General features: G+C 46.3%; 30 protein-coding genes, 2 tRNA genes and 2 pseudogenes. 7 read left to right on the top strand and 27 right to left on the bottom strand.

Going from position 1 to position 25,396, the window contains the following annotated elements; all coding sequences use genetic code 11:
- Positions 1–186 precede the first annotated feature (186 nt).
- Both ACZMB2_RS12540 and ACZMB2_RS12535 read left to right on the top strand, forming a co-directional pair.
- Positions 187–258, top strand: a tRNA-Glu gene (locus ACZMB2_RS12540).
- 30 nt (positions 259–288) lie between these two features.
- Positions 289–360: transfer RNA gene (locus tag ACZMB2_RS12535), tRNA-Glu, on the top strand.
- Between the two features lie 116 nt (positions 361–476).
- On the opposite strand, the gene ACZMB2_RS12530 is transcribed toward ACZMB2_RS12535, so the two are convergent.
- Positions 477–980, bottom strand: coding sequence for a QueT transporter family protein (locus ACZMB2_RS12530; RefSeq protein ID WP_487596998.1), 504 nt, complete (start codon positions 978–980; stop codon positions 477–479).
- Positions 981–1,274: 294 nt separating this feature from the next.
- Between ACZMB2_RS12530 and ACZMB2_RS12525 the strand changes: the two genes are divergently transcribed.
- A complete protein-coding gene (locus tag ACZMB2_RS12525) occupies positions 1,275–2,009 on the top strand; it encodes a phosphatase PAP2 family protein (protein WP_487596997.1) in 735 nt (244 codons plus the stop codon).
- On the opposite strand, the gene ACZMB2_RS12520 is transcribed toward ACZMB2_RS12525, so the two are convergent.
- Positions 1,902–2,921, bottom strand: coding sequence for a glycosyltransferase family 2 protein (locus ACZMB2_RS12520; RefSeq protein ID WP_487596996.1), 1,020 nt, complete (start codon positions 2,919–2,921; stop codon positions 1,902–1,904). The two genes, ACZMB2_RS12525 and ACZMB2_RS12520, sit on opposite strands and share 108 nt — an antisense overlap.
- A gap of 1 nt (position 2,922) precedes the next feature.
- Positions 2,923–4,080 carry an A/G-specific adenine glycosylase gene (gene mutY, locus ACZMB2_RS12515; RefSeq protein WP_487596995.1) on the bottom strand — a complete coding sequence of 386 codons (1,158 nt, stop codon included), beginning with the start codon at positions 4,078–4,080 and terminating at the stop codon, positions 2,923–2,925.
- 84 nt (positions 4,081–4,164) lie between these two features.
- Here mutY and ACZMB2_RS12510 point away from each other — a divergent pair, with 84 nt between their 5' ends.
- Positions 4,165–4,809: an HAD family hydrolase gene (locus ACZMB2_RS12510; protein ID WP_487596994.1), complete on the top strand. Its 645-nt coding sequence runs from the start codon at positions 4,165–4,167 to the stop codon at positions 4,807–4,809.
- Here the strand turns inward: ACZMB2_RS12510 and ACZMB2_RS12505 are convergent.
- The 5 genes from ACZMB2_RS12505 to ACZMB2_RS12485 all read right to left on the bottom strand — a co-directional run bounded on the left by ACZMB2_RS12505 (position 4,798) and on the right by ACZMB2_RS12485 (position 10,987).
- Complete coding sequence (locus ACZMB2_RS12505) at positions 4,798–5,649, bottom strand: amidohydrolase family protein (protein WP_487596993.1); 852 nt, start codon at positions 5,647–5,649, stop codon at positions 4,798–4,800. The genes ACZMB2_RS12510 and ACZMB2_RS12505 overlap by 12 nt on opposite strands.
- 34 nt (positions 5,650–5,683) lie before the next feature.
- Positions 5,684–6,988 carry a Na+/H+ antiporter NhaC family protein gene (locus tag ACZMB2_RS12500; RefSeq protein ID WP_487596992.1) on the bottom strand — a complete coding sequence of 435 codons (1,305 nt, stop codon included), beginning with the start codon at positions 6,986–6,988 and terminating at the stop codon, positions 5,684–5,686.
- An 83-nt stretch (positions 6,989–7,071) separates the two neighbouring features.
- Complete coding sequence (locus ACZMB2_RS12495; RefSeq protein ID WP_487596991.1) at positions 7,072–8,532, bottom strand: hypothetical protein; 1,461 nt, start codon at positions 8,530–8,532, stop codon at positions 7,072–7,074.
- On the bottom strand, positions 8,529–9,593 hold the full coding sequence (locus ACZMB2_RS12490) for a hypothetical protein (RefSeq protein ID WP_487596990.1): 1,065 nt from the start codon (positions 9,591–9,593) through the stop codon (positions 8,529–8,531). The genes ACZMB2_RS12495 and ACZMB2_RS12490 overlap by 4 nt, the downstream gene beginning before the upstream one ends.
- Positions 9,590–10,987, bottom strand: coding sequence for a LuxR C-terminal-related transcriptional regulator (locus tag ACZMB2_RS12485; RefSeq protein WP_487596989.1), 1,398 nt, complete (start codon positions 10,985–10,987; stop codon positions 9,590–9,592). The genes ACZMB2_RS12490 and ACZMB2_RS12485 overlap by 4 nt, the downstream gene beginning before the upstream one ends.
- Before the next feature lie 250 nt (positions 10,988–11,237).
- Between ACZMB2_RS12485 and ACZMB2_RS12480 the strand changes: the two genes are divergently transcribed.
- Complete coding sequence (locus ACZMB2_RS12480) at positions 11,238–12,485, top strand: TFIIB-type zinc ribbon-containing protein (protein ID WP_487596988.1); 1,248 nt, start codon at positions 11,238–11,240, stop codon at positions 12,483–12,485.
- Between the two features lie 28 nt (positions 12,486–12,513).
- Entirely contained in the window at positions 12,514–13,002 is a 489-nt protein-coding gene (locus tag ACZMB2_RS12475; RefSeq protein WP_487596987.1) for a hypothetical protein, read from the top strand.
- On the opposite strand, the gene sfsA is transcribed toward ACZMB2_RS12475, so the two are convergent.
- The 9 genes from sfsA to ACZMB2_RS12430 all read right to left on the bottom strand — a co-directional run bounded on the left by sfsA (position 12,977) and on the right by ACZMB2_RS12430 (position 18,363).
- On the bottom strand, positions 12,977–13,672 hold the full coding sequence (gene sfsA, locus ACZMB2_RS12470; protein WP_487596986.1) for a DNA/RNA nuclease SfsA: 696 nt from the start codon (positions 13,670–13,672) through the stop codon (positions 12,977–12,979). The two genes, ACZMB2_RS12475 and sfsA, sit on opposite strands and share 26 nt — an antisense overlap.
- Positions 13,669–14,424, bottom strand: a complete 756-nt coding sequence (locus ACZMB2_RS12465; RefSeq protein WP_487596985.1) for a YoaP domain-containing protein — start codon at positions 14,422–14,424, stop codon at positions 13,669–13,671. Before ACZMB2_RS12465 ends, sfsA begins: the two co-directional genes overlap by 4 nt.
- A 54-nt stretch (positions 14,425–14,478) precedes the next feature.
- Complete coding sequence (locus ACZMB2_RS12460; RefSeq protein ID WP_487596984.1) at positions 14,479–14,997, bottom strand: HI0074 family nucleotidyltransferase substrate-binding subunit; 519 nt, start codon at positions 14,995–14,997, stop codon at positions 14,479–14,481.
- 12 nt (positions 14,998–15,009) lie between these two features.
- The gene (locus ACZMB2_RS12455) at positions 15,010–15,636 is read right to left on the bottom strand and encodes a GNAT family N-acetyltransferase (protein ID WP_487596983.1); all 627 of its coding nucleotides are present in this window, start codon (positions 15,634–15,636) and stop codon (positions 15,010–15,012) included.
- A gap of 19 nt (positions 15,637–15,655) precedes the next feature.
- Positions 15,656–16,066, bottom strand: a complete 411-nt coding sequence (locus tag ACZMB2_RS12450) for a hypothetical protein (protein WP_487596982.1) — start codon at positions 16,064–16,066, stop codon at positions 15,656–15,658.
- 91 nt (positions 16,067–16,157) lie between these two features.
- Entirely contained in the window at positions 16,158–16,787 is a 630-nt protein-coding gene (locus ACZMB2_RS12445; protein ID WP_487596981.1) for a TetR/AcrR family transcriptional regulator, read from the bottom strand.
- A gap of 96 nt (positions 16,788–16,883) precedes the next feature.
- The gene (locus ACZMB2_RS12440) at positions 16,884–17,267 is read right to left on the bottom strand and encodes a VOC family protein (protein WP_308458562.1); all 384 of its coding nucleotides are present in this window, start codon (positions 17,265–17,267) and stop codon (positions 16,884–16,886) included.
- 113 nt (positions 17,268–17,380) lie between these two features.
- Positions 17,381–17,791, bottom strand: a complete 411-nt coding sequence (locus ACZMB2_RS12435; protein WP_487596980.1) for a peptide deformylase — start codon at positions 17,789–17,791, stop codon at positions 17,381–17,383.
- 5 nt (positions 17,792–17,796) lie between these two features.
- The gene (locus tag ACZMB2_RS12430; protein ID WP_487596979.1) at positions 17,797–18,363 is read right to left on the bottom strand and encodes a DNA-3-methyladenine glycosylase I; all 567 of its coding nucleotides are present in this window, start codon (positions 18,361–18,363) and stop codon (positions 17,797–17,799) included.
- A 109-nt stretch (positions 18,364–18,472) separates the two neighbouring features.
- On the opposite strand from ACZMB2_RS12430, the pseudogene ACZMB2_RS12425 reads away from it, so the two are divergent.
- Positions 18,473–18,559: pseudogene (locus tag ACZMB2_RS12425) on the top strand (ATP-binding protein); the annotation flags it as partial.
- 77 nt (positions 18,560–18,636) lie between these two features.
- Here the strand turns inward: ACZMB2_RS12425 and ACZMB2_RS12420 are convergent.
- The 10 genes and pseudogenes from ACZMB2_RS12420 to ACZMB2_RS12375 form a co-directional block, all read right to left on the bottom strand.
- Positions 18,637–18,900 carry a DNA-3-methyladenine glycosylase I gene (locus tag ACZMB2_RS12420; protein WP_487596978.1) on the bottom strand — a complete coding sequence of 88 codons (264 nt, stop codon included), beginning with the start codon at positions 18,898–18,900 and terminating at the stop codon, positions 18,637–18,639.
- Positions 18,901–18,996: 96 nt separating this feature from the next.
- On the bottom strand, positions 18,997–19,833 hold the full coding sequence (locus ACZMB2_RS12415; protein ID WP_487596977.1) for an SIR2 family NAD-dependent protein deacylase: 837 nt from the start codon (positions 19,831–19,833) through the stop codon (positions 18,997–18,999).
- 17 nt (positions 19,834–19,850) lie between these two features.
- Positions 19,851–20,732, bottom strand: coding sequence for an SIR2 family NAD-dependent protein deacylase (locus tag ACZMB2_RS12410; RefSeq protein ID WP_487596976.1), 882 nt, complete (start codon positions 20,730–20,732; stop codon positions 19,851–19,853).
- Complete coding sequence (locus ACZMB2_RS12405) at positions 20,729–21,718, bottom strand: SIR2 family NAD-dependent protein deacylase (RefSeq protein WP_487596975.1); 990 nt, start codon at positions 21,716–21,718, stop codon at positions 20,729–20,731. Before ACZMB2_RS12405 ends, ACZMB2_RS12410 begins: the two co-directional genes overlap by 4 nt.
- 366 nt (positions 21,719–22,084) lie before the next feature.
- Positions 22,085–22,420: a hypothetical protein gene (locus tag ACZMB2_RS12400; protein ID WP_487597000.1), complete on the bottom strand. Its 336-nt coding sequence runs from the start codon at positions 22,418–22,420 to the stop codon at positions 22,085–22,087.
- 373 nt (positions 22,421–22,793) lie between these two features.
- Positions 22,794–23,084 carry a DUF554 family protein gene (locus ACZMB2_RS12395; protein ID WP_487596999.1) on the bottom strand — a complete coding sequence of 97 codons (291 nt, stop codon included), beginning with the start codon at positions 23,082–23,084 and terminating at the stop codon, positions 22,794–22,796.
- A 42-nt stretch (positions 23,085–23,126) separates the two neighbouring features.
- A pseudogene (locus ACZMB2_RS12390) lies at positions 23,127–23,246 on the bottom strand (toprim domain-containing protein); the annotation flags it as partial.
- 269 nt (positions 23,247–23,515) lie between these two features.
- Complete coding sequence (locus ACZMB2_RS12385) at positions 23,516–23,707, bottom strand: hypothetical protein (RefSeq protein ID WP_015526519.1); 192 nt, start codon at positions 23,705–23,707, stop codon at positions 23,516–23,518.
- A complete protein-coding gene (locus tag ACZMB2_RS12380) occupies positions 23,704–24,732 on the bottom strand; it encodes an aldo/keto reductase (protein ID WP_487596974.1) in 1,029 nt (342 codons plus the stop codon). The genes ACZMB2_RS12385 and ACZMB2_RS12380 overlap by 4 nt, the downstream gene beginning before the upstream one ends.
- Before the next feature lie 10 nt (positions 24,733–24,742).
- On the bottom strand, positions 24,743–25,396 hold a 654-nt coding region (locus ACZMB2_RS12375; protein WP_487596973.1), incomplete at its 5' end, for a carboxymuconolactone decarboxylase family protein.

Here is a 25,396-nt window from a genome sequence, read left to right as displayed (position 1 = left end):
TTCATGAGCATAGCACGAATATATGAAAGATTAAACTCCACTCATGTAGGAGTAAATTCCACCGCATAAGCGGACGGTGGAATTTACTTTTGAAATTTTCAATATGTAATTTTCCAAAAATAATGCTTGCATTTTTGTTTTGATTGTGTTAAAGTAAGCAAGTCGACGAAATGCGGCATTAAAAATGGTGGATTGGTCAAGCGGTTAAGACGCCGCCCTCTCACGGCGGAAACAGGGGTTCGATTCCCCTATCCACTGCTTTATATCGAATATTTGTTAAAACCGTATGGTGGATTGGTCAAGCGGTTAAGACGCCGCCCTCTCACGGCGGAAACAGGGGTTCGATTCCCCTATCCACTGCTTTATGAACTGTGTATGATTTCATACACAGTTTTCTTTTTGTCTTTTTCCATTTTTACAAAAACAAAAGCTGCGAAACCTTTTCGGATTTCACAGCTTTTTTCTATTTCGTCTTTTTATGCTGCTGACGTTGTATTTTTGAAAATCACACCTTTATACCGTGCCAATACACACAGCAGTACGGTTCCCATAATGCTTGCTGTCAGGATCTCACCAAGACCTACCGTCACCATCAGGAACGGAATCGGAAGGGGTTCGCCATATCCGAATTTCAGCACCCACGGAATAACAATGGCGTTGAGAACAACCGGCGGAACGCTTGCCAGGAATTTGCTCTTTCCGCGAAACATCCAGGTAAGATATGCCGCTGCAAGAGTGGTCAGACTTCCTGCCACCACATCCAGCAGAATACCACCGCCGAGCACATTGGCAATGAGGCATCCAATAAAGAGTCCCGGAATGGCTGCCGGAGTGAAGAAGGGCAGCACCGTCAGTGCCTCTGCCACACGGGTCTGAATTGCGCCGTAACTGATCGGCTCAAATACCAGACAGAGCACCACGTAGATTGCTGCAATCATAGCAGCCTGGGTCATAAAAAGTACCTTGTTGTTTGTTTTCATATTCTGTTTTCTCCTTTAGTTTTGTTTTACGAGTGGAAGGTCACGAACACTCGGCACATTTTAAGGCGGTGACCGCCTTGAAAGCCCTGTACGACCTTGTTTTTATGGGCTTTACAACGGCTCATAGAATACCATATACACCCTCAATTTGTCAAGACCGGACCTTTTCTTGTAAAAAGCTCTCGATTTTCCGTATTTCTTCAGAATTATTCAGCTTTCCCCTCTTGAGTTCTTCTTTTTCATATGCTATCATACCGTGAACAGAAAGCTTTTTTACATCAGAGGAGGTCTTTCATGTCTGTTAAATTAAAGGACTTTGTTAAGAAATATCCTTATATATGGGCTGTTTCTTATTTTATTGTTTATATGATCTGGTTTGTCTGGCTGGAAAGCCGGGCAAACGAACCTTACCACGTGATTCATTTTCCGCTGGATGATTATATTCCGTTCTGTGAATATTTTATTATTCCTTACCTGCTGTGGTTTGCATATATTGCAACTGTGTACGTGTGGATGTTCTTACATGACCGAAAACAGTTTTTCCGCTATATTTCTTTTATTTATACAGGAATGACACTGTTTCTCATCATTTCCACCATTTACCCTAACGGACATCTGCTCCGTCCGCTGGAATTTGACCGGGACAATATTTTCATCAAACTGGTGTGTTTTATTTACTGGGCAGATACATCTACTAACATTCTTCCCAGCATCCATGTATTCAACTCCATAGGGGCACATATGGCTGTTATGCACAGCCCGGAGTTGCTGCAAAAAAAGTGGACCGTCCGACTTTCACGCATCCTGTGCGTGTCCATCATCCTGTCCACTATGTTTATTAAACAGCATTCCTGCATTGATGTGATTCTTGGTATTTTATTTGGTACTATTATGAACCACATCGTTTACCATACAAACTTTTTAGTTAAAGCCCATGACTTTATTTGCAAGCTTATAGGCAATCACGGAAACTTTTCGTCCACCCTTGCCCGGGAGATTCATAGCACGGCCAAAGATACCGAAATATAATTTGTAGTAAAGACCTGCATCCTTTTTCTTAAGGTACTGCCACAGGTCTTTTTTCTTTGTAAGACTTTCTTCCGTACCGGAACGAATCAGCATAATAGAGGATACCGTCATCATAATATCCAGATAGCTAGTCATATATTTTCTCAGCTTTACTGGCTGAATCGTTTTCATGTCATACTGATCAATCATAATCCTGTTGACTTTGATCTGCTGATCCACACGACCAATCATAACCTGCTCATTAACTGACTGATCTGCTCTGCCAATGAAGTAATGATACAAATCAATATCCATATAATAAAGCGTCTTCACATAGGGCAGCGGATAATATACGAAAATGTTATCCACATAGAAGGTATGTTTCGGCAGCTCCAGTCCACATTCTTTCAACATATGGGTACGGTAAATCACAGAGTGCATAAGAATGTACTGTCCCAGACGGAAATGTTTTACATCTCTCCAGGTAAATACCTCATCTAACGGGAATGCCGATGCATAGCGCACTGCCTTTTTATGTTTTGCTCCCTGCTTGTCATAAATATAGTTGCAGATCATCATATCCGGTGCATTTCCCTGATGTACCAGTTCTGCCAGCTTCGCCAGCACCTTCGGATAATTATCCTTATCCAGCCAGTCATCACTGTCCACGACTTTGAAATAGAGACCGGTAGCATTTTTCAGGCCGGTATTGACAGCCTGTCCGTGACCACCGTTTTCCTGATGTACCGCTTTGACAATGGTCGGATATTTGGCAGCATACTCATCTGCAATCTCTGCGGTTCTGTCTTTGGTAGAACCATCATCCACAATGATAATCTCCACCTCTTCTCCGCCCGGAAGCAGAGATTCGATGCAATTTCTCATATAACCTTCCGAATTGTAACAAGGAACTGCGATTGATAATAACTTCATTTTATACTTCTTTACCTTTCCTGTATTTTTCTTCTCCCAGTGCAATATCCAGATACTCTGCATAGGCCGCAAATGCTGCCGGAATCGGATAACTGCTCTCAGTTTCTTTTGTTTCTATAAATAAAAATCCGGAATCTTCCATATGATCTGTTTCTTCCAGACTCACAGCATACCCCGTCATATGCCATTCCACATGACTGAAAATGTGTTTTGCTCCCGCAAGCGGCAAGATTCGAAGGGGCGATAATCCCCATTCTTTCACCTGCTCCAGCACCTGCTGCTCACTTAAGTTTCCATCCAGATTTGGAAGTTCATAAAGTCCTGCCAGCAGCCCTTTTGCCGGCCGTTTCCGGATTGCTACCCGGTCTCCGTCTTTTAAAATCAGCACCGTCCGGTCTTCGATCCGACGTTCTTTCTTTGCCTTTTTCTTCGGAAGCTCGTCTACGATTCCTTCCGCTCTTGCCCGGCAGCAGAATTCCAGTGGACATTCTTCACACTTCGCCTTTCCGTTTGGCACGCAGACAATGGCTCCGATCTCAATGAGCGCCTGATTAAAATCACCCGCCCGCTCTTTGGGAATCAGCTCTCGGATCTCCGCTTCCATGGCATTTTTTACTGACTGCTTCAGCACATCCTCATAGCTTGCCTTCACTCTGGAAATGACACGCAGCACATTTCCGTCCACGGCAGGCATGGGAATACCAAAGGCAATGGAAGAGATTGCTCCTGCTGTATAACTGCCGATCCCCGGCAATGCCAGAAGCTTTTCAAAATCTGCCGGAAATTCTCCGCTGTATTCTGTCATAATGATCTGCGCAGCCTTCTGCATATTCCGCACCCGGTTATAGTAGCCAAGCCCCTCCCAAAGTTTCAGAAGCTCGTTCTCCGGACACGCTGCCAGTGCTGACACATCCGGCAGTGCTTTCATAAAACGCTCAAAAAACGGCTTCACAGCCTCCACACGGGTCTGCTGCAGCATAATCTCAGATACCCACACCCGATAAGGCGCCGTATTTTCTCTCCAGGGCAGCACACGTGCATGCCCATCATACCATGAAAGCAGCGGCATTACAATCTGTTCCAATGATGTCTCTTCTGTCATAGCGTGAACAGCTTCCCGCTTTACTTCCCGTAATTCTTCTGTTTTTTCGTATTTCATAAAGGTTAGTATAACATAAAACCTTGATTTCTCCTACTTAATTTTATATTATGGAAAATAGTACAAATTCTTAAGAAAACCTGAATGAAGGAGATTTACATGAAAACCGATGGTATTATTTTAGATATTGATGGAACCTTATGGAATTCCACCCCCATTGTCGCAGAGGCATGGAATGAGATTATTGAAAAGCGGGATGATATCCCGTTCCGTTTTACCGCGAAGCAGCTGACACAGCTTTTTGGCCGCCCGCTGCCGGTCATTGCCGATATGGTATTTCCATTTCTGGAAGAAAAGGAGCGCTATGACCTGATTAATGAATGCTGCGAGCGCGAGCATGAACTTCTCCGCGCATCCACGCAGAACATCCTCTATCCGGGCGTGGCAGAGACTATGAAAGCCCTGTGTCAAAAGGTTCCGCTCTTTATCGTCAGCAACTGTCAGTCAGGCTATATTGAACTCTTTCTGGAGAAAACCGGCCTTACCGACTGCATTACCGATTCTGAATGCCCCGGCGGTACCGGCCTTCCCAAAGGTCCCAATATCCGTCTTGTCGCTGACCGGAATCATCTGCAGAACCCTGTCTATGTAGGCGACATTGACGGCGACCGCCAGGCTTCCGAAGAAGCCGGCGTGAAATTCTGCCACGCCTCCTATGGATTCGGGAAAGTAGAAAGAAAAGATTATGTCATTAAAGAGTTTTCGGATCTGATGACGTTATTTGAATAAGGTTTTCACCTGCTGCTCGGTCTGCTGCAGCACTTCTTCCGTCACACCAGCCTTTGAAAGATAATGGAGTTCATCCACGGTTCCCTCTCCATGGGGAACCAGGTAAGCTCCGGCATCACTTCCAAGTCCGATATGCGCTCCCAGCGTCATCGCTTTCCGCACATTTTCCATCTGCCGTTCCAGATTCTTCTGTACTTCCTCATCCGGGAAGCGTCCGCATCCAAGCAGATTACCCACCGGTGCGAAGGTCGGCATCCAGGCTGTTCCTTTTTCTGCCAGCAGATGCAATGTCTCTTCTTCCATGAAAAATCCATGTTCCAGACTGTCAACGCCCGCTTCCAGTGTCTCATAACAGGTCTGATTGCCATTGCAATGAGCCATGACTGCCATCCCAGCATCATGTGCTGTACCGATCATTCTGCGAATTGATTCCCGGTCAAGACCATCTTCTGTCAATGTTCCCGCGTGGGCAAAATCCAGAATCCCACTGACCATAATCTTGATAAAGTCAGCGCCTTCCTCTTTCGCTCTTAGGACCAGTGCCTCATACTCTGTCCACGTATCAAAGGGCAATCCTACAATACCACCGTAATGATGACGTTTATGAATGGCAAACACCGGAGTACGGTAATCAATCCCATACTCCGGCGCCAGTTCTTTTGCTTTTTTGGACGCTCCGCGCGCATCTCCGCCATCCCGCACAAAGGTTATTCCAGCGTCTTTCCATTCCTTAAGATGGGCGCGGACTGCTGCCTCGCAGACACCATCTTTATGAAGTGCCACCGCTGCTTTATAATTGATTCCGTCCATGATTACATGGGCATGACATTCTCCGAACATTGCTTTCGCCTTCTTTTTCTATCTGTTTTTCCAGTTATGCATTTTTTTCAAAAGAAATAAAGACAAGGGAACTGATGAACAACATATACGGGTAAAACAACCTTGGCAGAATATCAAATGCACTGACTGTCTCACCTAGGCCGGAAGCCGCTGAGATGGCAACCAGCATCTGTGCTCCATAAGGAAGAATTCCCTGAAAGATACAGGAAAATGTATCCAGAATAGATGCTGCTTTCTTATTGCTGATCCCATAGTTTCCTGACATTTCTTTTGCAATTGGATTTGCCATAACAATTGCGACTGTATTATTCGCCGTTGCAATATCCATCAGACCTACCAGCAGACCCATGCCAAGGAGTCCGCCTTTTCTTCCTTTGAACACCTTTTTTATCCAGTACAGCAATGCGGCAAATCCACCATATTCTTTGATCAGTGCACAGATAGACGCTACCAGAATGGCAACCATGCTGGTTTCAAACATGCCTGCTGCCCCGTCTCCCATATTTCCAAGCAAATCCGTCGGCACGATCATCCCTGTCGCAATCATGATGATGGAGCCACTTATGATTCCTGTAATCAGTACCAGGAACACATTTAAGCCAAGAATGCCTCCCGCCAGCACCAGTATATAAGGAATTGCCTGAATCAGATGATATTCTTCCTGCACAACTCCGCCACTGTAATTTTTCACAGACAGACTGTAAATAATCACCAGACTGACAATTGCTGCCGGAAGTGCAATGAAGAAATTTTCCTTAAATTTATCTGTCATCTTACAACCCTGTCCATTACATGCGGCAATTGTCGTATCAGAGATAAAGGACAGATTATCCCCAAACATTGCACCACCCATGACTGTCGCAATACAAAGCGGCAGGTCAAACCCCGATGCCCGCGACACGGCTATTCCAATCGGAGTAATTAAAGTAATGGTTCCTACGGAAGTCCCCATTGCAAGTGATACAAAACAACTTACTACAAAAAGCACCACAACCGCAAACTGAGGCGGTATCAGTGACAGAATAAAATATGCCACACTGTTTGCTGATGTTCTTCCAACAACACCCACAAAAATTCCAGCCAGCATAAATATAATGATCATGGTAATAATGTTCGGATCGCTGATTCCAACTCCCATTATTTTCAGTTTATCATTCAGGCCTAATTTCCGGTTTTGCAGACATGCAACAAGCAGTGCAAGCAAAAATATAATCACAACAGGAATTTTGTAAAATCCCATCTCGATCTTCAGGCCATATTCAAACAGAATCCCCAGTCCCAGATATAAAACCACAAACACCGCGATAGGCAATAAGGCTTTTGCGTTTCTTTTTTCCATTTCTTAATCCCTCTCTACCCCTTTTATTTATCCCAAACTATACCATGCCATGATACCGCAAATGCCTTAAAAAATCAATGACCCTACTTCCAATGAATCACTGCTTCCACCGAATCCGTATACTGATCATCAGTGATGGACTTGTAACGGGATCCGTCATACCAGTCGGTGAAACCGTTGTCAATTTTGTAAATATTTCCGGTCTCAGTGTCCACGATGCGCTCGTAACCCAGGGTGGCATCACTCTGCTTCTGGCTCATGATATCCTGGCTCCGATTCCGGTTTTCCCAGGAAGACATGATGCTGTCGGACATCTCACTGGCTGACTGGCTGAGAGACTGGGAAGTAGAGGCCGCCTGATTGCTCTGGGACATGGCAAAGCTCTGGAACTCCGGCGTATAATTAAGACTGCTGAGGACTTTGTTCAAAGTAGGCTGCCAGTCCTGAAAGGTTCCCTTTTCTGCACTGAGGACTGTCAGATTATAGACAGAATAATATCCCATTCCTGTGCCCATGGCAAAGGGAACTACGTCCGCTGTAAACATTCCCTCTCCCGCCGTACCATCCTGCGTAAAATCAGCCCGAAGAATGGAGGGTGAAATAGCAACGCTGCTCATTCCCTGAGTGCTTTCAAAACTCTCTGTTACAGAAAAATCTGCAATGTACGGTGTCTGAATATCCGCATAATCAGCAGTTGCATTCATTGCGTCTGCAAACTGTGGGAATATTTCAAAGACTCCCTGTGTCGATACATTCGTAAGAATGGGATATTTTCCAAACAAATCACTGGAAAGCGCCATCATCGCCCGGGAATTTTCATCTGAAAATAATGGTTCCATTTTTAACATAAAGAAAATCTGATTTACCGGATTCTCCGGATCAAAAACGTGAATCGCATGAAACATACCGGTGTACATGGCAGAAGATCTCACATTCCAGCCTTCCGGAATATTCATACTGAATTCCGTGCAACTATAAGGCACCAGCTCCTGAGCAGATGCCAGCGGAACGACTGTCCAGTTGCCCTCGACAGCGGTCTCAGTCTTCGAATCTGCCGCAGCTGCCTGTCCCTCTTCTCCATCCGGCAAGGTTTCTTCCCCCTCTTCTTCATCCGGTGCAGTCACAGCTGCCACGCTTCCTGGCCGTTCAAATACCATCTCTGTATCATCATTTGCCAGAATCAGCACACCATCCTCCAACGTATAAGAATCTGCCACATCTTCCATGGTAATGCTGCTGTCGTCCCAGGTCAGGTCATAGACCGTCCCATCATAATCCATGGTTCCGGTACCGTCCTCCAGGAGTTCCAGCGTCATGGCAGTGCCCATCTCTTCCAGATCCTCCTTTCCGACAGTCATACCATTATAGGTCATGCTCACAAGCTCCCAGGTTCCTGCTGCAGTGTCTGCAGCAGCAATCGTTGCAGCATCCGCTGCGGTACCCGTTTCCACATTTGATGCTGTATCTGCTGCTCCGCCACATCCGGTCAGTAAAAGCGCCGCAAGCAGCAATGCTCCTGCCTTTTTTTCATCTCGTAATCTCATCGCAGTCCCTCCTCCACAAGATCATCCCATATCACATTCTGAACATTCTTCCAGCCCTCTGTCTCATAACAAGTGTTATTTCTCAACAGGTTTCCGGCTTCAAAATCCAGTGTCCAGACATTTCCGTCCTCCATTTGGAAAGCAAGAGTCTCTCCGGCATCCATGGTGCGAAGCTCTGTCTCCTCCCCGACGACAAGCTGCTTCAGAGCCTTCATACAGGCATCGATGGTAGCTGCATCGGTAATCTGCCATTCATTATGAGCCTCACCCTCCTCACTGTAGGTAAGTGCTATGGGAGTTTTCACATATTGTGCGATCTCACCCAGGGACATGGCCGGAAACTCCACCGTATTTCCCATTACATCATCCTTTCCCTTTCCATATCCGTCCACTGTATACCAGGCAGAAGTACCAGTATGGCTGGTCTCCTCATCGTCCTCCACAATCTCATAAAGGTGAATGGTGGTCGTGCCATCGTCATTCTTCACACATTCCACCTCCGGCGCCAGAAAATTACTTTCCTTCAAATAATAAGCACGGGCCATAGCCGCCAGTTCGATACTCTGATAGGGTGCCAGAATGTCCTGCTTTTCCATTGTTGCAGAAGTATCCGGCATCCAGTCGGAAGCAAACAGGGTATAGGTTCCTGTCTGAATGTTGTCCGAATCACCTCCGGCCATCAGATCGGTGTTTCGTTCTACCGTCATAACCACCTTTTCCGGATAAAAAACGAAGTCAAATTTCGTAAAGGACGGTGTCAGATCTTCTCCCTGTTCCTGCATCACACGGGTAACTTTCTCGGAAGCTCCTTCCTCTTCTGAAAGCTCCAGATCGTAAATTACTTCCTCATATTCTTCAGACCCCGACTGAAAAAAGCAATGAAGCCGAATATCATTCCGAGTTTCCAGAATGTATTTTTTCTGTCCGTTCTCTTCGGTGTAAGCAAAGCCGTTATAGGTTTCCAGCCGGGGAGCTTCCTTTTTTGCGGCGATTCCGCAACTGCAAAGCAGTCCTGCTGCCAGCAGGACGAAAAGCATTCTGTAATGATGTTTCTTTTTCATCCTCCATTCCTCCTGTGATATCGATAGTAAAACTGAACCAGTCCGATTCTGGACTTTGTTCCGGTTTTCTCATTAAGGCTGGCAATATGCCGATACAGTGCTGCTCTGGAAATCATCAGTGTCTCCGCAATGTCCTGAACGTTTTCATCAGATACCAGCAGCACCTCCAACACCTCTTTTTCCCGCTCTGTCAGAGAAAACGACACAGCAAACATTTCCAGACTTTCTTCCTCTCCAGGCTTTGTCCCGCTGCTCTCCGGTTCTTTCTTTTCCTGCATATACAGAGCATTACTGTAAACGAAAAATGCAATACTGATCAAAACAAATAGTACCAGCAACACACCATCCCGCAGTATCTGGTTTTCTGACCGTATGAGCCGAAGTGACAGTGATCCTGTAGCAAAAGCACAGATGTTGTTCACAGCCCTTCCAAGACCTGCCCAGAGCTTCGGGCACTTCATCCGGGTCGAAAGCCGCATAAAGCTTACCGTAAAAAATACAACAAAGAACCCGGCTGACAGATAAAACACAACCAGTCCTGCCAAAAAAGGGCCACCATTTTCCAGTACCACAATAGAGAGCACCGACAAAACCGTCACACAATACATCAGTATATTTCCATACCGGCGTTCCCGGCCGTCAAAGAAAACACCCGCCAGAAGACCGCTTCCTGCAAGCAGCAGTCTTGGCCATTGTCCCACATCTGCACTGCCAGATACGTGTCCCAGTGTCACTGCTGCATCCAGCGTAGAAAAAATACAGGTGATCAATATCACAAGAAGAATCAGCCAGAGACCCGCATGCCCGGAGCTTTTCGATGTGCTTTCCGATGCACTTTCTGCTTCTGACATTCCATTCTCCGCGTTTAACAGCAATACAGAAAACACCGCTGCTGAGACAGCCAGAACCACAGACTCTGCCGTATCATTTTTTATGAGATTATTATTAAGAAACTGAAGAAGGATTCCTACCGCATAAGATATGCCGACAGCCTTCGCCAGATGCTCAGGCTCCGCCTCCCTGGGGAGATAATAATGTACCGCGCTGCCTGCCATACCCATCAGAATAAAACAGATACAGCCCGCCGCCAGAATCGTACCATAGGAGTTATGCTGCCAGATTACAAAAATACAAATCACCCCTGCCAATGCTCCTGCAAACACAACAATCTGCCCAAATTTTTCTTTTATACAGGAAGCAGCAGCCGGGTAAAGCAAAAAGCCCAGCACGCTGGCTCCCAGCACATAGCCCTGGGCCGTCACCACCTGTTCCGGTCCGGTAACCAGTGCCATCATATTATCAAACTGATATTCGATCCCCAGAAAAATAAAATTGAAAAAAGCAAGGGCCAGCATCAGCGTCAGCACCCTTCCATTTGATCTGCACCATTTCATCTATCTTCACTCCGTTTATCTTTTGAATTACCTTCTTTCTGATAATTTTATTATAAACAAAAGTCTCATGCAGACAAGGTGACATTCGTCTCAATCTTTTTCCTTGCTTCTTTTTTTCTGCTTTTTCAATTTTTTATTTTCAGATCAGGAATGAAACATTTGTCAACTGCAAGACCTTTTTCACTTATGTTAGACTACAGACAAAAGTATCACACCCGGTCATAATCACCACCGAAAGGAGCATCATTCTATGGAATATCAGGAAGTAAAATGCAGAAACTGCGGAAGTCCAATGCATGTTGCAGAAGGCGCCGAACGAATCCGCTGCCCCTACTGCGGCACCGAATACATTCTGAATTCTCACAACCGGCAGGAAAATTCCGTCCATGTCATCAACTATGGCGGACGAGGTGCACTGTTTCAGTCCTACCTTCCTTCCGGATGGGATTACCGCATCTTTGATGACAATGATTCCATCTCCACACTGGCCACCGTCTGCAAGGGACTACAGCTTTTTCCACAGGATATGTCTGCCCAGCTTCTGTTCTATCCTTTCGCCTTCTACAAAGATTCCGCGCCGAAAGCCTCTATTTTTTCCTCTATGGGAATTCCTGGACTTTCCTCGGGAGGTGAGTATCAGCTGGATCCCATGTCCATGGCCTGCAACTGCCGGTGGCTCGAACTTCCCCAGTATGCCCGACGGCGGATTGCAGGTATCACCTCCCAGATTCTTCCGGGTTCCCTCTCTGAACCGGAGCTCTATCCGCTGCCTGCAGAAACCCTTCAGACAAAGGCTCTTCGGTTTCAGCAGACGGCATCTCAGAAACTTCAGAAACAGGCAAACGTATTTCCCGGCAAGTTCGCTTTTCGCGTCTCAGCAGGCGGGCAGCTTTATGAGGGCTATTTTGCCACGATACTTGCACGGGTTCCCAAAAATTCTTCTGCGTCTTCCACAGACCGGATTACGGATTTTCTGAAAAAAGGAACCGCCTTTATGGGTGCCATGTACGGCATTGGCGGTCTGGATACATCCAATTGGGGGCGGGCCTTCGATGCCCTGATTCTCTGTCATTCCTCCGCCTCTGCCACTTCCTCCTGTGAAGCTGTCTTTGACCGTTTCCTGAAGGAGCTGAAGTATGGCCCTCTCTACTTTGCCCTTCAGGATGAGGAACTCCAGCGCGCTCGGCAGATACAGCTTCAGGGAGCCATGATCAGACAGCAGAATGCGATCCATGCTTCCCAAAACCTTTCCCACACGCTTTCCCAGACCTCAGATATCGTAAACCAGGCCTGCCAGGATCACAGCCGCCAGATGGAGCACATCTATGACCACTCCACCGACGGTATCCGTGGCGTAGAACATTACCGTGATTCCTATGGGAATGCCTATCAGGCAGACGTGAAATATGATCATATCTATAAAAATGGAAATACCTTTGTAGCCAGCACGGACGGCAGCCTGCAGCTTGGTCCAGACTGGGAAGAATTAAAGAAATAAAAATAGACATAGAGATTGGAGACTTCATATGAAAAAAGGTTGCACGAAATATGAGTACATCTATATATACTCGAAATTAGGGGTAATGACCGGTACTGTTGCCGCTGTCAGCATATCACTTTCACTTTTCCTTGGATTTGTGATTACATTAGCCGCCCATGCTCATCCAGATCTGTCAAGTCGAATCTGTCTTCTCCTGTTTGTTCTGAATCTGCCTGTCGTGCTTCGCAATATCAAGCGCTATAGGGCAATTCAGAACAAACTTCAGAGAAAGCATTCAGATGATGCAGAAGAAAATGTTACCTCTCAGATCATTCTTCCAACCAGAAAACAGTTATGGGGAGGGATTATCCTGCTCGCTGTCCTTGCTTTTATAATACTGTTTTTGAGTGTTCTGATGCTCTGGCTTATGATTTCATACTATGAAAACATTTTCCTGATTTTGTTTATCTTTTTAGGTTCCTTATCTCTCCCGGTATTGGCCGTAATGGCTACATATATCCGGTTACTGCTGTGATCTTTATGCTTTCGGCTTCAACATGACAACTATAACAAACAATCTGAACACCTGCCTTCGCAGCCTTCACAAGGGCCTCCTTAAACTCTGGCTGTTTCGCCTCGTTTGGAATCACCCGATGAATTCCATTCATCTGAATCACAAAGGCGATTGTACAATGGTAGCCTTCCTTTGCCGCCTTTGCCAGTTCGTACAAATGTTTTACGCCTCGCTCTGTTGGTGCATCCGGGAACAATCCTGTACCCGGATGCAAATCATCCGCCAGAGTGCAGCCTTTCACTTCCGTCAGGAATTTTTCGCCATTGCGTTCCATGTAAAAATCAATTCTGGAATTTCCATAAGTGTATTCTGGCTTCACCAGATCGTAATTCAGGCTTGTTAACTGCTGTTTCATCAGAGCATTTGGCGCCAGGCTGTCAATATTCACCCATTTCAATTTTGGCTTATATACAGAAATCAGATCATATGCTGTTTTTCGATTCTCATTCAATTTCTTCTGCAGCGTCACCTTTGCTTCCGGCAACAGAAGTTCCTGCAAACGCCCCGTATTTTTCACATGAACAAGCTCCGTCTCTCCGTCAATCAGAACCTCCGCTGTGAAACGATTGATTCTGCGGACGAATGTCCCTGCAACCGTATTCTCATAAATGATTTCCGTTTTCTGCTTCACCCTATATCCTCCTCGTTTATGGAATAGGCCAGGAATTTTTTATCTGACTGAATACTCTGTGTCAGGAACTGGCCGTTCCGAAACAGAGCATAGGTCGTGACTGGTGCAGGTACATTCTGTGCCGATTCTTTGTCAGTGATATGGATGGCCTTGAAGGGGATACCATGTTCCTTCGCCACCTCCTGTACCTTCGGTACCCAATAGTAAGTGTAAGGGCACTGGTCGGTGTAGTAGAGGACAAAGCCTTTTTCGTCTGCCTTTGGGGTCTTGGCACAGTCCTTAAATTTTGGCAACTCTGCACCCTCTATAAGAGGCAGGTACATAAGATTGATTCCGCAGTCGGATATATCTGCCACATGGAACCCCTTGTAAGTAAGGAATTTCGGGTCAGCGAGAAATTCCCGCTTGCGGCCTTCTGCACACAGAATGCAAATACCTTTCTTTCCCTGCGCCCTGGCATCACGGATGCACGCCTCCAGCAGATCATTAGAATATCCATGTCCTTTCATGGAGCCGGATACCCATAGACAGTTAATGTAAAGATAACCATCTGCCGCAATAGGCACCCAGGCGTTTTCAGCCGGAATGTATTCGATAAAGCATTTGCCGCGCTCCTCGCTGCGATAGAAAACAAGTCCATCATCAAAACGCTGTCTCAGCCATTCCTTTTTTGCAACACTCTGCTTGCCGGACATGGCGCAGCAGATGTGCTCTCTGTCGATGTTTTCCTTTGTGATATGGATATAATTCATAGATCAGCACCTCCACGACACACCCTTTTATGTTTTCGGTCCAACAACCGGAAGTTATATCTCATGTAATATTTTTTCTACGTATTTACGAAAATCATAAAATAAGTCAATATACGTTTCCACGATTACATGGCAGTGCGTCTTTACAATTTCACCATCATAATCATGTGCTAATTTATTTTTCACATTCAGCATTTCCATCCACGTGTCATCAGAAATCAGATTTGCCTTAAAAGATTCCCGAAGAACTTCTCGCGGAGAACCCGCGACAAAACCAGTTATTGCATAATATTGTACTAATATATCCCTCATAACTTTCCATGCAAGGTCGAAAGTAATACTGAATTTTGCACTGGTTCCACTTAAAACAAAGGAATCGCTGAGATCTCGCTGCCTTGCTTCTGCCAGTCCATCTAATGAGTTGCAAAACGAGAGAAAGCGTCTTTCAAATTTTGCGTCCATATTCTGTACGGCTATCTCATCAGAAAAAGCGTTTAAATTTGAGTCTATTATACTGGATTCTAGTAGAAAGTACAATGAATGTTCAGTGAGATACTCTTTACTGGATGCCATTATTTCTCCTTTTCAAAACAGCTGTCCCGGCAGCTCCTGTATTTCTTTTGCTGGAAAAGTGGCTTCAAACTGTTCAAACCCCTCCGGGTCTTTCTCACAGACAAAATACCCCTCTGGGTCTTTGTATGTGCCGGAGATGCCGTCCAAAAAGCCGGACGTCAGCTTCTTGATGAGGAAGTAATCCGCCTCCGGGTCGTCGGCATACCGCACGCCCTTGGTTTTGGCCGGAACAAAGCCAGACTTGCCGTAAAAGTCAATATTGCCGGTAATGGCAAGCGCCCCTGCACCCATTTCTCTGGCTTTTTCCATGGAATAGTCGAGCAGCTGCTTTCCATAGCCTTGCCGCTTGTATGCGGGTGCGATGCCGATGGGGCCGAAGGTCATGATCGACACCTTTCGTCCATCGTCACAGTCGATCTCCGACCGCACATAGATGACCTGCCCGATCAGTTCACCATTCAGTTCCATCACAAAATCCAGTTCCGGCACAAATGCCGGGTCATCCCGATAACAGTGCAGCACATAGTGCTCCATACAGCCGGGCCGGTAAACATTCCAGAATGATTCTCGGGTCAGATTTTCGACGGCTCTGTAATCGTCTTTCGTTTCCTGACGAATGATAATGTTCTTTTCTGACATAACTTTCCTCCTTTTCTCTTCAGAGAATGATCCGCGCAATCTCCATCGTCACGATTTTCAGCACTGCGCCACTCGACATGACATAGAACCAAACCTCACGCATCTTTTGCGTTTTTGCAATCGGCGTAGCAATGGCAGCAACAATAATCAACAGTGCGCCGACACAGCCAACGATGGCAGGCACGCTGATGAGTGGAAACAGTCCCGGCGCACAGCTGCCGTCAATAGCGTGTTGAATGGTCTTGTCCAACCCGTCCCGTGCTGCCGCAAAGCAACATATCACAAGTCCGAACACCAGCAGAACTGTGCTCCTGCGCCCCCAATATTGAATGCTTGTGCGATTGAGAACCGACCAGCTGATAAAGCCCAGCAGGGCAAAGAGCATCAAAGTTGTCGCCGTAGTTATGGCATTTCCAAAATAAAGTTTCATTCTCAATTTCCTCCCTTCAAAAAAGGACGCAGCGCATGATCGGCTTTGCACCACGGGCATAAGACCCAGCGTTTTTCTTCTTCGCCATCTTTCATGTTGTTCTTTCCTTCTTTCTGTAATCAGACTCAACCTTGGCAATAAAGTGATCAATATGTGCAGCCAGTAAAGAAGAAACCGATTCTTTTTCCTCGGCACCATCGTAGACACTGTATAAAAGATACATTGGACCATAGAATTCCAGCGCCAGCTGCATAGCGTCCTCATCAGACTCTACCAACTTGCGGAAGATGGCCGCCATGTACTCCAAAGGACCACCCGCCAGATAATCGTGGTAGAGCTGTGCAAGCTTGGGATCACGATACTGCTCCAGCGTCAGCATTTTGCGGAAATTGGAGGAAAACGGTTCCTTTGTCCAATGATCAAACTGGGCAAGGCTGTATGTGCGAATCTTTTGAATTGGTGTATGCAGATATGCTTCCGCAAAGCCGTCTGGTTCCGTCTCCGGCATTTCATACTCCTCAGCACGCTCATAGTCCATCTTGTTCATTCGTTCCACAATCTTATCTAAGATTTCCTGTTTGCTTACATAGTGCTTATATAAGGCAGCTTTCGTAAATCCCAACTGCCCTGCAATATCATTCATAGATGTCCCCAGATAGCCGTTCTGCGCAAACAGTTCCAGCGCGATTCTCAAAATCCGTTCCTTTGTACCCTCTGCCATAATTATCTCCTTTACAAAAGTAACCATTCGGTAACTTTATTATAGTTACCGAATGGTTACTTGTCAAGAGTTAATGTAAATCCGGATTGATTAAGGTCAAATTGTAATTTCAATTTGATTGCCTTCGATTGCAACAATACAGCTTTCATAGTAACCATCCCCGGTTGTCCTGGGGCCGCTGACTACTTCATATCCGTCCACTTTCAGTTCAGCAGTCAAAGCATCCACTTTTTCTTTGCTGCCTACACTGAATGCAATGTGCGCATACCCAGTACGAGCAAATTCCTTTGGAAAGTCAGGCATTTCCGGCTTGTTCATAATTTCAAGCCGTGCCCCATCGTCAAACGAAAGAAAATAGGAGCGGAAACTTGTTTTCAAATTATGGTAGCCTTCGTTTGATTTTGCCCCCAGATACTTCACAAAGAAATTGCGGGCTGTTTCCAGATCTTTTACATATAAAGCAATGTGTTCTATTTTCATAACCCACCTCCAAAATGTCCGAACATATACCTCTATACACTTCTATCTTTCCTGACAGCAAGACAATAATTGACGTGCTCAAGCGTGAGTTTACATCGACCATTCATCCTTCGTCATATCACAATGCCCCGGCAGTGATCTACTTCATGCTGAATAATCTGTGCCGTCCAGCCGGAATACTTGCCATGCTGCTTTCTGAAGTTCTGATCCAGATAATCTACGTCAATCTCTTTATATCGTGTGCAAGGTCTCACACCATCCAGTGAAAGACAGCTCTCTTCCGTCTGATATGCTCCTGTTTTCTTCGTAATAACCGGATTGATCATGGCAAATTGTAATGGTCCCGCTGCTACAACAATGATATTTTTTCGAACACCAATCATATTTGCCGCCATACCAACACAGCAATCCAGGTTTGCTCTAAGTGTATCCAGCAAATCAACTACTACCTGCTGATCAGCTTCCGTGGCATCCTCTGACTTCTGTGCGAGGAAAAAAGGATCCCGCATAATTTTTCTAACCATATAGTCTATACCTCCAACATTTTCCTGAAAAAACACTCATCCTCATGCGACCAGATCACACCGATGGCCTGCAGATATGCATAAACCACTGTGGTGCCCACAAATTTCATGCCTCGCTTCTTTAAGTCTTTGGAAATTACATCAGACAATTCCGAGCTTGTTTTTCCTGTTTCCCGAATCACCCTGCCGTCTGTCCAATGCCAGAGGTAGTCTGAAAAGTTGCCATATTCCTCCTGGATTTCGTGGAATACCTGTGCATTGGTAACGGCCGCCTGTATTTTCAGGCGGTTGCGTATAATATGGGAATTATTCCTCAGTGCTTCCAGCTTTTCCTCATTATAAGCACAAACCTTCCCCACATCAAAGCCATCAAAGGCTTCACGAAACGCAGCTCGCTTATTCAGAACACATTCCCAGGACAGGCCGGCCTGAAAGCACTCCAATATCAGCATTTCAAAAAGCTTCCGGTCATCATGCACCGGTACGCCCCATTCCTCGTCATGATAACGGATGTATCGTTCATTTTTCGGATTTGCCCAGCAACACCGTATCTTTCCGTCTGCCCACTTCATTCCTTATTCTCCCCAATTCTGCATTTTTCAACTTTTTAAAGCTCTTAGGAATTTCAAATAATGTTTGCTACCTATGACTTACATATTACCATATGCAATACAGGAGGGAAACCCTGTGATTTCTGACCTGTTCCACCGCATGAAATACCTGGAACGCCGTGGAAGCGGTCTACGCAAAATCGTCAGTGAAACCGAGTATGCCGCAGCATGTGCGGAGTCACCTTAAAGTCCATCGTATAAACCAGCTTCCCGGCGTTTTATTTTCTGCATTTTCTACTGCTGCGAAGGATTCAGGAAGCAACCTGATTCATGAGAGTTGATAACTCCCACCGCCTGCAAATAGGCATAGATGATGATGGGTCCCACAAACTTCATGCCCCGCTTTTTCAAATCTTTTGAGATGGCATCGAATCTTTCCATCTGCCCATTGCATTCCTTACTCCGCCTCCAAGAGAAAAATAACAGGCCGGATGCCGTCGCTGTATAATACTTGACCTTTCTGATGAAAAGGTCATATCCCCAAATTAGAAATTGCATACTGTTCTGCCAGTTCCTGATAGTATTCCGTCCGCAGCACAGTGATTTTAACCTTTTTATGCATTTGTATATCATTTTGAACTTGCTCCGAAATCGTCATGCCTCGCACGCCTCTCGGAGAGCAGGCAGCAGCTCATCCAGCCGCCCGTCCAGTCCGAAGGACTTCTTTTTAATATTGTCCGCAATGTAGATCTCCCCCAGATTGATGGTCACATAAGTGGCGTTTGGCTCGCTGGCCACCAGGCGCATCATTGGGGCTTTGATTAGCTGATTGCGCCAGCCAATGCCCAGCTCCAGAACCACCAGTTTCTTTCCGTGGTAGGTTTTCAGAAAGTTTTGGAACCGTGCCTTGGCAGCGGTATCCGGAATCATTCTCTGACCCGCGCCCATGTGGATGTCCACGGGACCTCCGCACTTGGGACAGCGCGGCACCAACTCTGCAGGCACATGGCCGCCCTGTTCGGCAGCCGATAATTTTTCGGCCACCTCTAAACTTGAATAGAGGGTATCGTGGCAGGGACGGGCACACTGCATTGTAAACCAGTTGCCCTCGATTTCATAGATTTTCATCGGGTCGAAGCCACACAGTTCAAAGTGACCTTCCCCGTTTGATGTGACGACAAAGTAATCTTTTTCTCCTACAACGGCCTTCAAATCGTTCATTACCGGCGTAGGCTGGTACTGCCCGCAGTAATGATGAATGAGCCGGGCCCAGAAGGCCCATTTTTCCTCCTCGCTGGGCCATCCGGCCATCATGCCCTGCAAAATGCACCCAAGGCCGTATTTCCGTTTAAAATCCCCAAACAATCTTTCAAAGGCCGCATTGTCCGCAAACAAATGCAGTCCTTCGGTGATAGACAGTCCGTTACTGGCCCCGATCAAGATAGCGTCCGCTTCTCTGAATTTTTCCGCAATAGGGTTCCAATCAATCATATTCGTTCGCTCCTTTTCTATTTTATGGTTGCTGCGATGGATCGCTCCTGCCGAAGGGCAGCTAGAGTTTCCGCCAAATCTCCTTGCAGATACAGGCTGCGTCCCTGCAGATGCTCTGGCCTATGAGATGCCTCTCGATTAAGACATGTATAAAAGACGTTTTCGTTTTTGGCAGTAAGTTCCCAGAAGGGTAGTTTGATGATACTGGGTGTCATCTCACCCACGCCAAGTTCCAACAGCAGGACTTTTTTGTCGGACTGATCCATTATCCAGTGTCGCAGGAATCTATGGTAGCGGTTCAGGCTATCCTGCCAGAAGGTTCCCTCTAGGAAGGTATCATCTCGTACCCAGGGCACCAGCACCCGCCCGCAATCCGGGCAACGAGGAACAGCCTCCTCCGGCAGGCGAACGCCTACCAAGCAACCAGTCAGTTCCTTCACCAGTTCGCGGTTTTCCCAAATATCATTCTGACAGGGCTGACTGCATTGGCAGTAGCTAAAGTCTCCCTGAAAGGCGCAAATTTGTTTCTGGGGAAATACCCGAAAAAACTGCTGATCCACATTAGTGGTCAGCACAAAGACAGATTTATCTGCAACAAGTGCTTGCAGGTCCAGATAGGGCTGCCCAGTAGGGGCTTCCCACATGAAGCGTATATATTGGCTGTAATACCCCCACTGTTCCCCATAGCTGGAAAAGCAATGGTAGAATCCAGCCAGCGGGGAGGTGAAGCCATACTGTTCGCGAAAGGGAGCCAATGCCTCCGAAAGTGCCGGGGACCAATGGTAGTGGTCGTATCCAGCCGCGCTTGACAGGCCGGAGCCGCCTCCGATCACAACGGCATCTGCTTGATCAATACGCTCGGCAAGTTCCTGAAGCGTCGCTTGGTTTGCACCCCTCATCGATCGTTATCTCCGCTTTCCATGGTATCCCGTGCATCCCGTAGCACTTGAGCAATGTCGGCCACAATGGTCATGCCCTTGTCCTCCAACTGCTTGGGCAGGAAGTCATACTTGTTGTTGACGGCAATATATCGAGCATGGGGAAAGCTGAGGGTCATGTTCCAGAAAGGTTCTTGGATAAACATGGGAGTCATTCGACCAACGCCCAACTCCAGGAACAAAATTTTGCTGTCTTTATGCTCCAGTACGTAGCGAGAAATTTTTTCGTACTGTTCTTCATATTTCTTTCCTTGCAGAAAATTCCCATATCCTCGCACCCAGGGGAATGCCTCACCGCCGCAGTGGGGGCACCGGGGAATAAGATCCGTGGGAATCTTCGTGCCATCCCCCATAGTGGCTACCATATCAGCCACCGGCTTTACCGCATCCCAAGTGTCGTCGGTACAACAGGCGGCACACTGGAAGAAACGGTGATCCCCCTGGATCTCTGCCACCTTCTCCTCCGGGTAGAGTTTGACAAACTGGGTATCCTGGTTAGTGGTAAGGATGAAGAAGTCCTTGCCTTTCAGCAAAGCGTCTAAATCCAGATAGGGATGACGCACAGGTACGGTCTGGGTGGTGTGAAGGAAAGTGGCAAGATACCCCCAATACTCTTCCCGGCTCTCCCAAGAGTGCATCATCCCTGCAAAAGCACCTTTGAAGTGGTACTTCTCCGCAAAAGGCCTGAAGTATTTCCGGTAGGAGTCGTTGTCCTCGTAGTAAAAATCTCCGCCACCGGCAGCGGACAGACCGGAGGCTCCGCCCACTACCACACAGTCAGCTTCCTTTACCTCCTGTACCAACCGATGGATCTGTTCGCCATACGGAAGCGGCTTTTTGTCAGTCAGCTGATAAGGCGTACTGCCGGAAGCATATATATGATAGTGCCTGGAATAATTCATCTGGGTCTGCATGACCAAATCATCATAGAAGTTCATTGTCACCATTCCTTTCAAGTTGATGTTATTTTTATTCTTACTTCAAACCATCTTAGCATCCTCTAACGTCACTGTCAATATGTTGTTATAATAAAAATAACATTAAGTAAAAAGGAGATCAGACCATGAAATATCACACCCGCCTTAGCGATGCTGTTCATATTCTGGCTTTTATCGCTCTGTACCCAGACTGCGACCTGACCATTCAAAAACAACGAAACAAAGAATGCAAGAAATCACGCTGAAAGATGTACTGAAACAATATCACCTGAAGTTAAAAGGGATTGATGTTATCAAGATTGGTTGACACATTTTTCTCAAGGACATCATGGACTATGCTGCTATACGCAGAGAATCATAGTATCAAAGCAAATATTAAGCGTATTTGGAACGCAATACTGCAAGTTTCCATTTATCTGATATGACGTACCAGATTCCTTTAACAGCTGCAATAATCAGTTTCGGATGCCGCTCGTTCTTTCGCGTCCCCTTGCTGCTGATACAGTGCATAAATACGGATTTTTCCGCCCTCAAAATTAGAGCCTGTCCGCAGCATCCGGTCGATTTCATCCTCAAAATGACAAAAGCGGAGGGCTTTTCGCTCTCCGCTTCTATGGCTGCATTCTCTGCCGTCTGCTTCACTTCCATCAGGTGTGGGTACAGGCTCCCGTTCAGGAGCATCGTGTTGTACAGCACCGAACGATGGTTCATCAGGTACGTCCGGCGCAGCCTGCCCATACTTGCCCAGCGGCTTCCGGGGCTGGTTCAGGGTCAGGTTCGGGAGCTGGTAGTCCCAGACGGTCGAGTAGGTCACGTTCCTGCTGTTCGTATTCATATTGGCTCCTTTCTGCATTGCAGCGGCGAGCGGCACCACCCCGGTATCCGACACATCGAAAATGCAGTACAGACGCGGAAATCCGCTGGATTCATCCAACAGGGCGATGCCCTTGGCACCCCGGCGCACATAGCGGTTCATACGGTTGCTCCAGATGTCAAAGTCGGCACAGGCGGTGGCATCCGGGCGTTGGGCAAGGGCAAGATATTCTTCGGTTTTGCTTGGTATAGTATTCCTCCTTTTTCAGATTTATTGATTATCACCGTCGCTGCCCGTCTTGTGCTTGAGCCACTCGCCGAAACGTTCAAACTGCCGGTCCAAATCAATCAGTTCCCCCAGCAGCGCTCCCAGTGCCAGCGACAGGATCATTACCATGGAGCCTTCCGTGCTCAAAGTTCCATCCGGCCCGATGGTCAGCATTTTAGAGAACGTTCCTGCCGCTCCAAGAAACACCACAGAAAAGCCTGTGGCTTTGATGATCGTATCCTGATAACGCTCCTTCAGAAAGCATTTGAACAGGATGCTCAACACGCCGCCCACAGGCGGCAAAAATCAGTCCGGCGGAAATTCCAGTTCGGAGAATTCCGCTAAGGCATCATATTCTGTTCCCGGTCTGCGCTTCTGAAAGCCTTCCTGGATCGCACTGTCCTCCATCGAGGAAATCCAAAGTCGTTCCACCGGCTTTTTGCAGCCGCACTGATTTGCCCCGATCACTTTCGAGAGACTCATGGCAACCGAGAGCATTTCCGCTAATACAAGCTTCATTCGATACTGCTCCTTTCGCAAAAAATTAGCAGCCAGACACCGAAGCGCATGACTGCTATGTAAGGAACGGTATTCTGTTTTTGGTCTATAAATTAGAAGTTGACTATCAACTGATAATCAAAAATATCATTCCTAAAATTGCAAATCCTTCACAGATCGCAATTATCTAAAATCTGTCGAGCTCTTCGTATAGAAAAACAGTAATTTCATTCTTTCGAAATTTTTAATTCTACGTCTCCGTTACTCAGCAATTCTACAACCTCACGCTCTGGCATATTCATTTTTCCCAGTCTTACCTCTTGTTTATCATCGTTCACGGAATCCTTGTTAGAACTACCACATGCAACCAGACAGGCTGTGAGGATAATTTCCAGAATAACTGATAAATATTTCTTCATATGGCTACACCTCGTTCTTTATTATTTCTTTCATCAAGCAAAATAACACCTTGCGCCGGATTTTTATCAATTGCACCAACTATCTCATGTGGAACATATGGCTCTTCAAGATATGCAAGGTCTTCGGCAGTTAATTTAATGTCAAATGCTCCGGCTGAATCATCCAGATACTGCGTTTTGGTTGCCCCAATAATAGGCGATAGAATTCCCTTTGCCCACTGCCATGCAATGGCTATCTGGGACATTTTGCAGTTATACTTTTCGGCAAGCTCCGCTACACGTTTAACTATCTGCATGTCTTCCGCTTCAGTCTTATCATATTTTCCCATGGCAACCCTATCCGTGGTTCCACGAAGAGACTCTGATTTCCACTGTGGTCTTGCCAGATGTCCGGCTGCAAGAGGGCTATACGGCATTAACGAAACTTTCATTTGCTTACAAATTGGTAGCAATTCTCTCTCATCCTCTCTGTAAAGCAAATTATAATGATTCTCCATCGCAGAAAATGGTGTCCATCCATTGTCTCTTGCGGCTAACTGCATATTATAAAACTGATATCCATACATGGCAGATGCACCAAGTGCCCTGACCTTTCCTGCTTTTACCAGATCGTGCAGTGCCTCCATAGTTTCTTCAATTGGTGTATCATAGTCAAATCTATGGATGATATATAAATCAAGATAGTCGGTTCCAAGACGTGACAGAGTTCCATCTATTTCCCTCATGATTGCCTGTCTTGATAAACGACCTTCATTAAAATATACCTTGGATGCAATCACAACCTGATTTCTCGCTACATTTTTCTTCAATGCTTTACCTAAATATTCCTCACTTGTTCCTGCTGAATATCCATTTGCCGTATCAAAAAAGTTATATCCCAAATCAAGTGCATGCTTGATAACATTCTCACTTTCAGCTTCATCCAACGTCCAGTCATGCATGGTTCCAGCTTTCCCAAAACTCATGCAGCCCACACATAATTTTGACACTTCTATATCTGTATTTCCGAGTTTACCGTATTCCATAGTGCTCTCCTTATCTTAATCCAGCGTACTCTTTCTCCGATACCGCCTCACACCACTCATTGGAACAATCCACTCCCGGCACCTCAATTGCCAGATGGGAAAACCATTCATCCGGAGCGGCCCCATGCCAGTGCTTTACATCTACCGGAATGTTAATACAGTCACCCGGTTTCATTTCTACCGCATCCCTGCCTTCTTCCTGATAAAACCCTCGGCCGGCTACACATACTAAGATCTGCCCGCCACCGCTTTTTGCATGATGAATATGCCAATTATTCCTGCATCCGGGTTCAAATGTCACGTTGAAAATGCCAACCTGAGAAGTGGAAATCGGTGCAAGAAAACTTCTGCCAGAAAAATACTGTGCAAAGCCATCATTTGGTGCACCAATTGGAAATACCATCTCTTTTGCATGCGCCCGCATCGCTTCCTCTTCGTATGGCAAATCTCCTTCGCCTGTCTCCCACACTTCCTTTGCAAGATTGAAAACAGCCCATGCTTTTGGCCATCCTGCATAAAATGCGACATGTGTGATTACTGTGGCAATCTCTTTTTGTGTTACACCATGATTTTTTGCATTTTGAAGATGATATTTTAAAGAAGAATCTGTAATTCCGGAAGCCATCAGAGCAACCACTGTGATGATACTTCTTGTTTTTACGTC

The sequence above is a fragment of the Hominiventricola sp. genome (genome assembly GCF_057604405.1).
The sequence above is the reverse complement of the archived record's forward strand: the minus strand, read 5'-3'. Positions and strand labels throughout refer to the sequence as shown.

What these genes read in the sequence shown, in the direction of transcription:
- ACZMB2_RS12410 (WP_487596976.1), bottom strand. Translation starts at nt 20,732, where the DNA reads ATGAGGGGTGCAAACCAAGCGACGCTTCAGGAACTTGCCGAGCGTATT.
- ACZMB2_RS12530 (WP_487596998.1), bottom strand. Translation starts at nt 980, where the DNA reads ATGAAAACAAACAACAAGGTACTTTTTATGACCCAGGCTGCTATGATT.
- ACZMB2_RS12465 (WP_487596985.1), bottom strand. Translation starts at nt 14,424, where the DNA reads ATGAATTATATCCATATCACAAAGGAAAACATCGACAGAGAGCACATC.
- mutY (WP_487596995.1), bottom strand. Translation starts at nt 4,080, where the DNA reads ATGAAATACGAAAAAACAGAAGAATTACGGGAAGTAAAGCGGGAAGCT.
- ACZMB2_RS12380 (WP_487596974.1), bottom strand. Translation starts at nt 24,732, where the DNA reads ATGGAATACGGTAAACTCGGAAATACAGATATAGAAGTGTCAAAATTA.
- ACZMB2_RS12385 (WP_015526519.1), bottom strand. Translation starts at nt 23,707, where the DNA reads ATGAAGAAATATTTATCAGTTATTCTGGAAATTATCCTCACAGCCTGT.
- ACZMB2_RS12490 (WP_487596990.1), bottom strand. Translation starts at nt 9,593, where the DNA reads ATGAAAAAGAAACATCATTACAGAATGCTTTTCGTCCTGCTGGCAGCA.
- ACZMB2_RS12420 (WP_487596978.1), bottom strand. Translation starts at nt 18,900, where the DNA reads ATGCAATTTCTAATTTGGGGATATGACCTTTTCATCAGAAAGGTCAAG.
- ACZMB2_RS12435 (WP_487596980.1), bottom strand. Translation starts at nt 17,791, where the DNA reads ATGGTTAGAAAAATTATGCGGGATCCTTTTTTCCTCGCACAGAAGTCA.
- ACZMB2_RS12445 (WP_487596981.1), bottom strand. Translation starts at nt 16,787, where the DNA reads ATGGCAGAGGGTACAAAGGAACGGATTTTGAGAATCGCGCTGGAACTG.
- ACZMB2_RS12525 (WP_487596997.1), top strand. Translation starts at nt 1,275, where the DNA reads ATGTCTGTTAAATTAAAGGACTTTGTTAAGAAATATCCTTATATATGG.
- ACZMB2_RS12485 (WP_487596989.1), bottom strand. Translation starts at nt 10,987, where the DNA reads ATGAAATGGTGCAGATCAAATGGAAGGGTGCTGACGCTGATGCTGGCC.
- ACZMB2_RS12505 (WP_487596993.1), bottom strand. Translation starts at nt 5,649, where the DNA reads ATGTTCGGAGAATGTCATGCCCATGTAATCATGGACGGAATCAATTAT.
- ACZMB2_RS12475 (WP_487596987.1), top strand. Translation starts at nt 12,514, where the DNA reads ATGAAAAAAGGTTGCACGAAATATGAGTACATCTATATATACTCGAAA.
- ACZMB2_RS12510 (WP_487596994.1), top strand. Translation starts at nt 4,165, where the DNA reads ATGAAGGAGATTTACATGAAAACCGATGGTATTATTTTAGATATTGAT.
- ACZMB2_RS12480 (WP_487596988.1), top strand. Translation starts at nt 11,238, where the DNA reads ATGGAATATCAGGAAGTAAAATGCAGAAACTGCGGAAGTCCAATGCAT.
- ACZMB2_RS12400 (WP_487597000.1), bottom strand. Translation starts at nt 22,420, where the DNA reads ATGAACCATCGTTCGGTGCTGTACAACACGATGCTCCTGAACGGGAGC.
- ACZMB2_RS12495 (WP_487596991.1), bottom strand. Translation starts at nt 8,532, where the DNA reads ATGAGATTACGAGATGAAAAAAAGGCAGGAGCATTGCTGCTTGCGGCG.
- ACZMB2_RS12440 (WP_308458562.1), bottom strand. Translation starts at nt 17,267, where the DNA reads ATGAAAATAGAACACATTGCTTTATATGTAAAAGATCTGGAAACAGCC.
- ACZMB2_RS12430 (WP_487596979.1), bottom strand. Translation starts at nt 18,363, where the DNA reads ATGAAGTGGGCAGACGGAAAGATACGGTGTTGCTGGGCAAATCCGAAA.
- ACZMB2_RS12460 (WP_487596984.1), bottom strand. Translation starts at nt 14,997, where the DNA reads ATGGCATCCAGTAAAGAGTATCTCACTGAACATTCATTGTACTTTCTA.
- ACZMB2_RS12405 (WP_487596975.1), bottom strand. Translation starts at nt 21,718, where the DNA reads ATGGTGACAATGAACTTCTATGATGATTTGGTCATGCAGACCCAGATG.
- ACZMB2_RS12415 (WP_487596977.1), bottom strand. Translation starts at nt 19,833, where the DNA reads ATGATTGATTGGAACCCTATTGCGGAAAAATTCAGAGAAGCGGACGCT.
- ACZMB2_RS12450 (WP_487596982.1), bottom strand. Translation starts at nt 16,066, where the DNA reads ATGAAACTTTATTTTGGAAATGCCATAACTACGGCGACAACTTTGATG.
- ACZMB2_RS12455 (WP_487596983.1), bottom strand. Translation starts at nt 15,636, where the DNA reads ATGTCAGAAAAGAACATTATCATTCGTCAGGAAACGAAAGACGATTAC.
- ACZMB2_RS12500 (WP_487596992.1), bottom strand. Translation starts at nt 6,988, where the DNA reads ATGGAAAAAAGAAACGCAAAAGCCTTATTGCCTATCGCGGTGTTTGTG.
- ACZMB2_RS12520 (WP_487596996.1), bottom strand. Translation starts at nt 2,921, where the DNA reads ATGAAGTTATTATCAATCGCAGTTCCTTGTTACAATTCGGAAGGTTAT.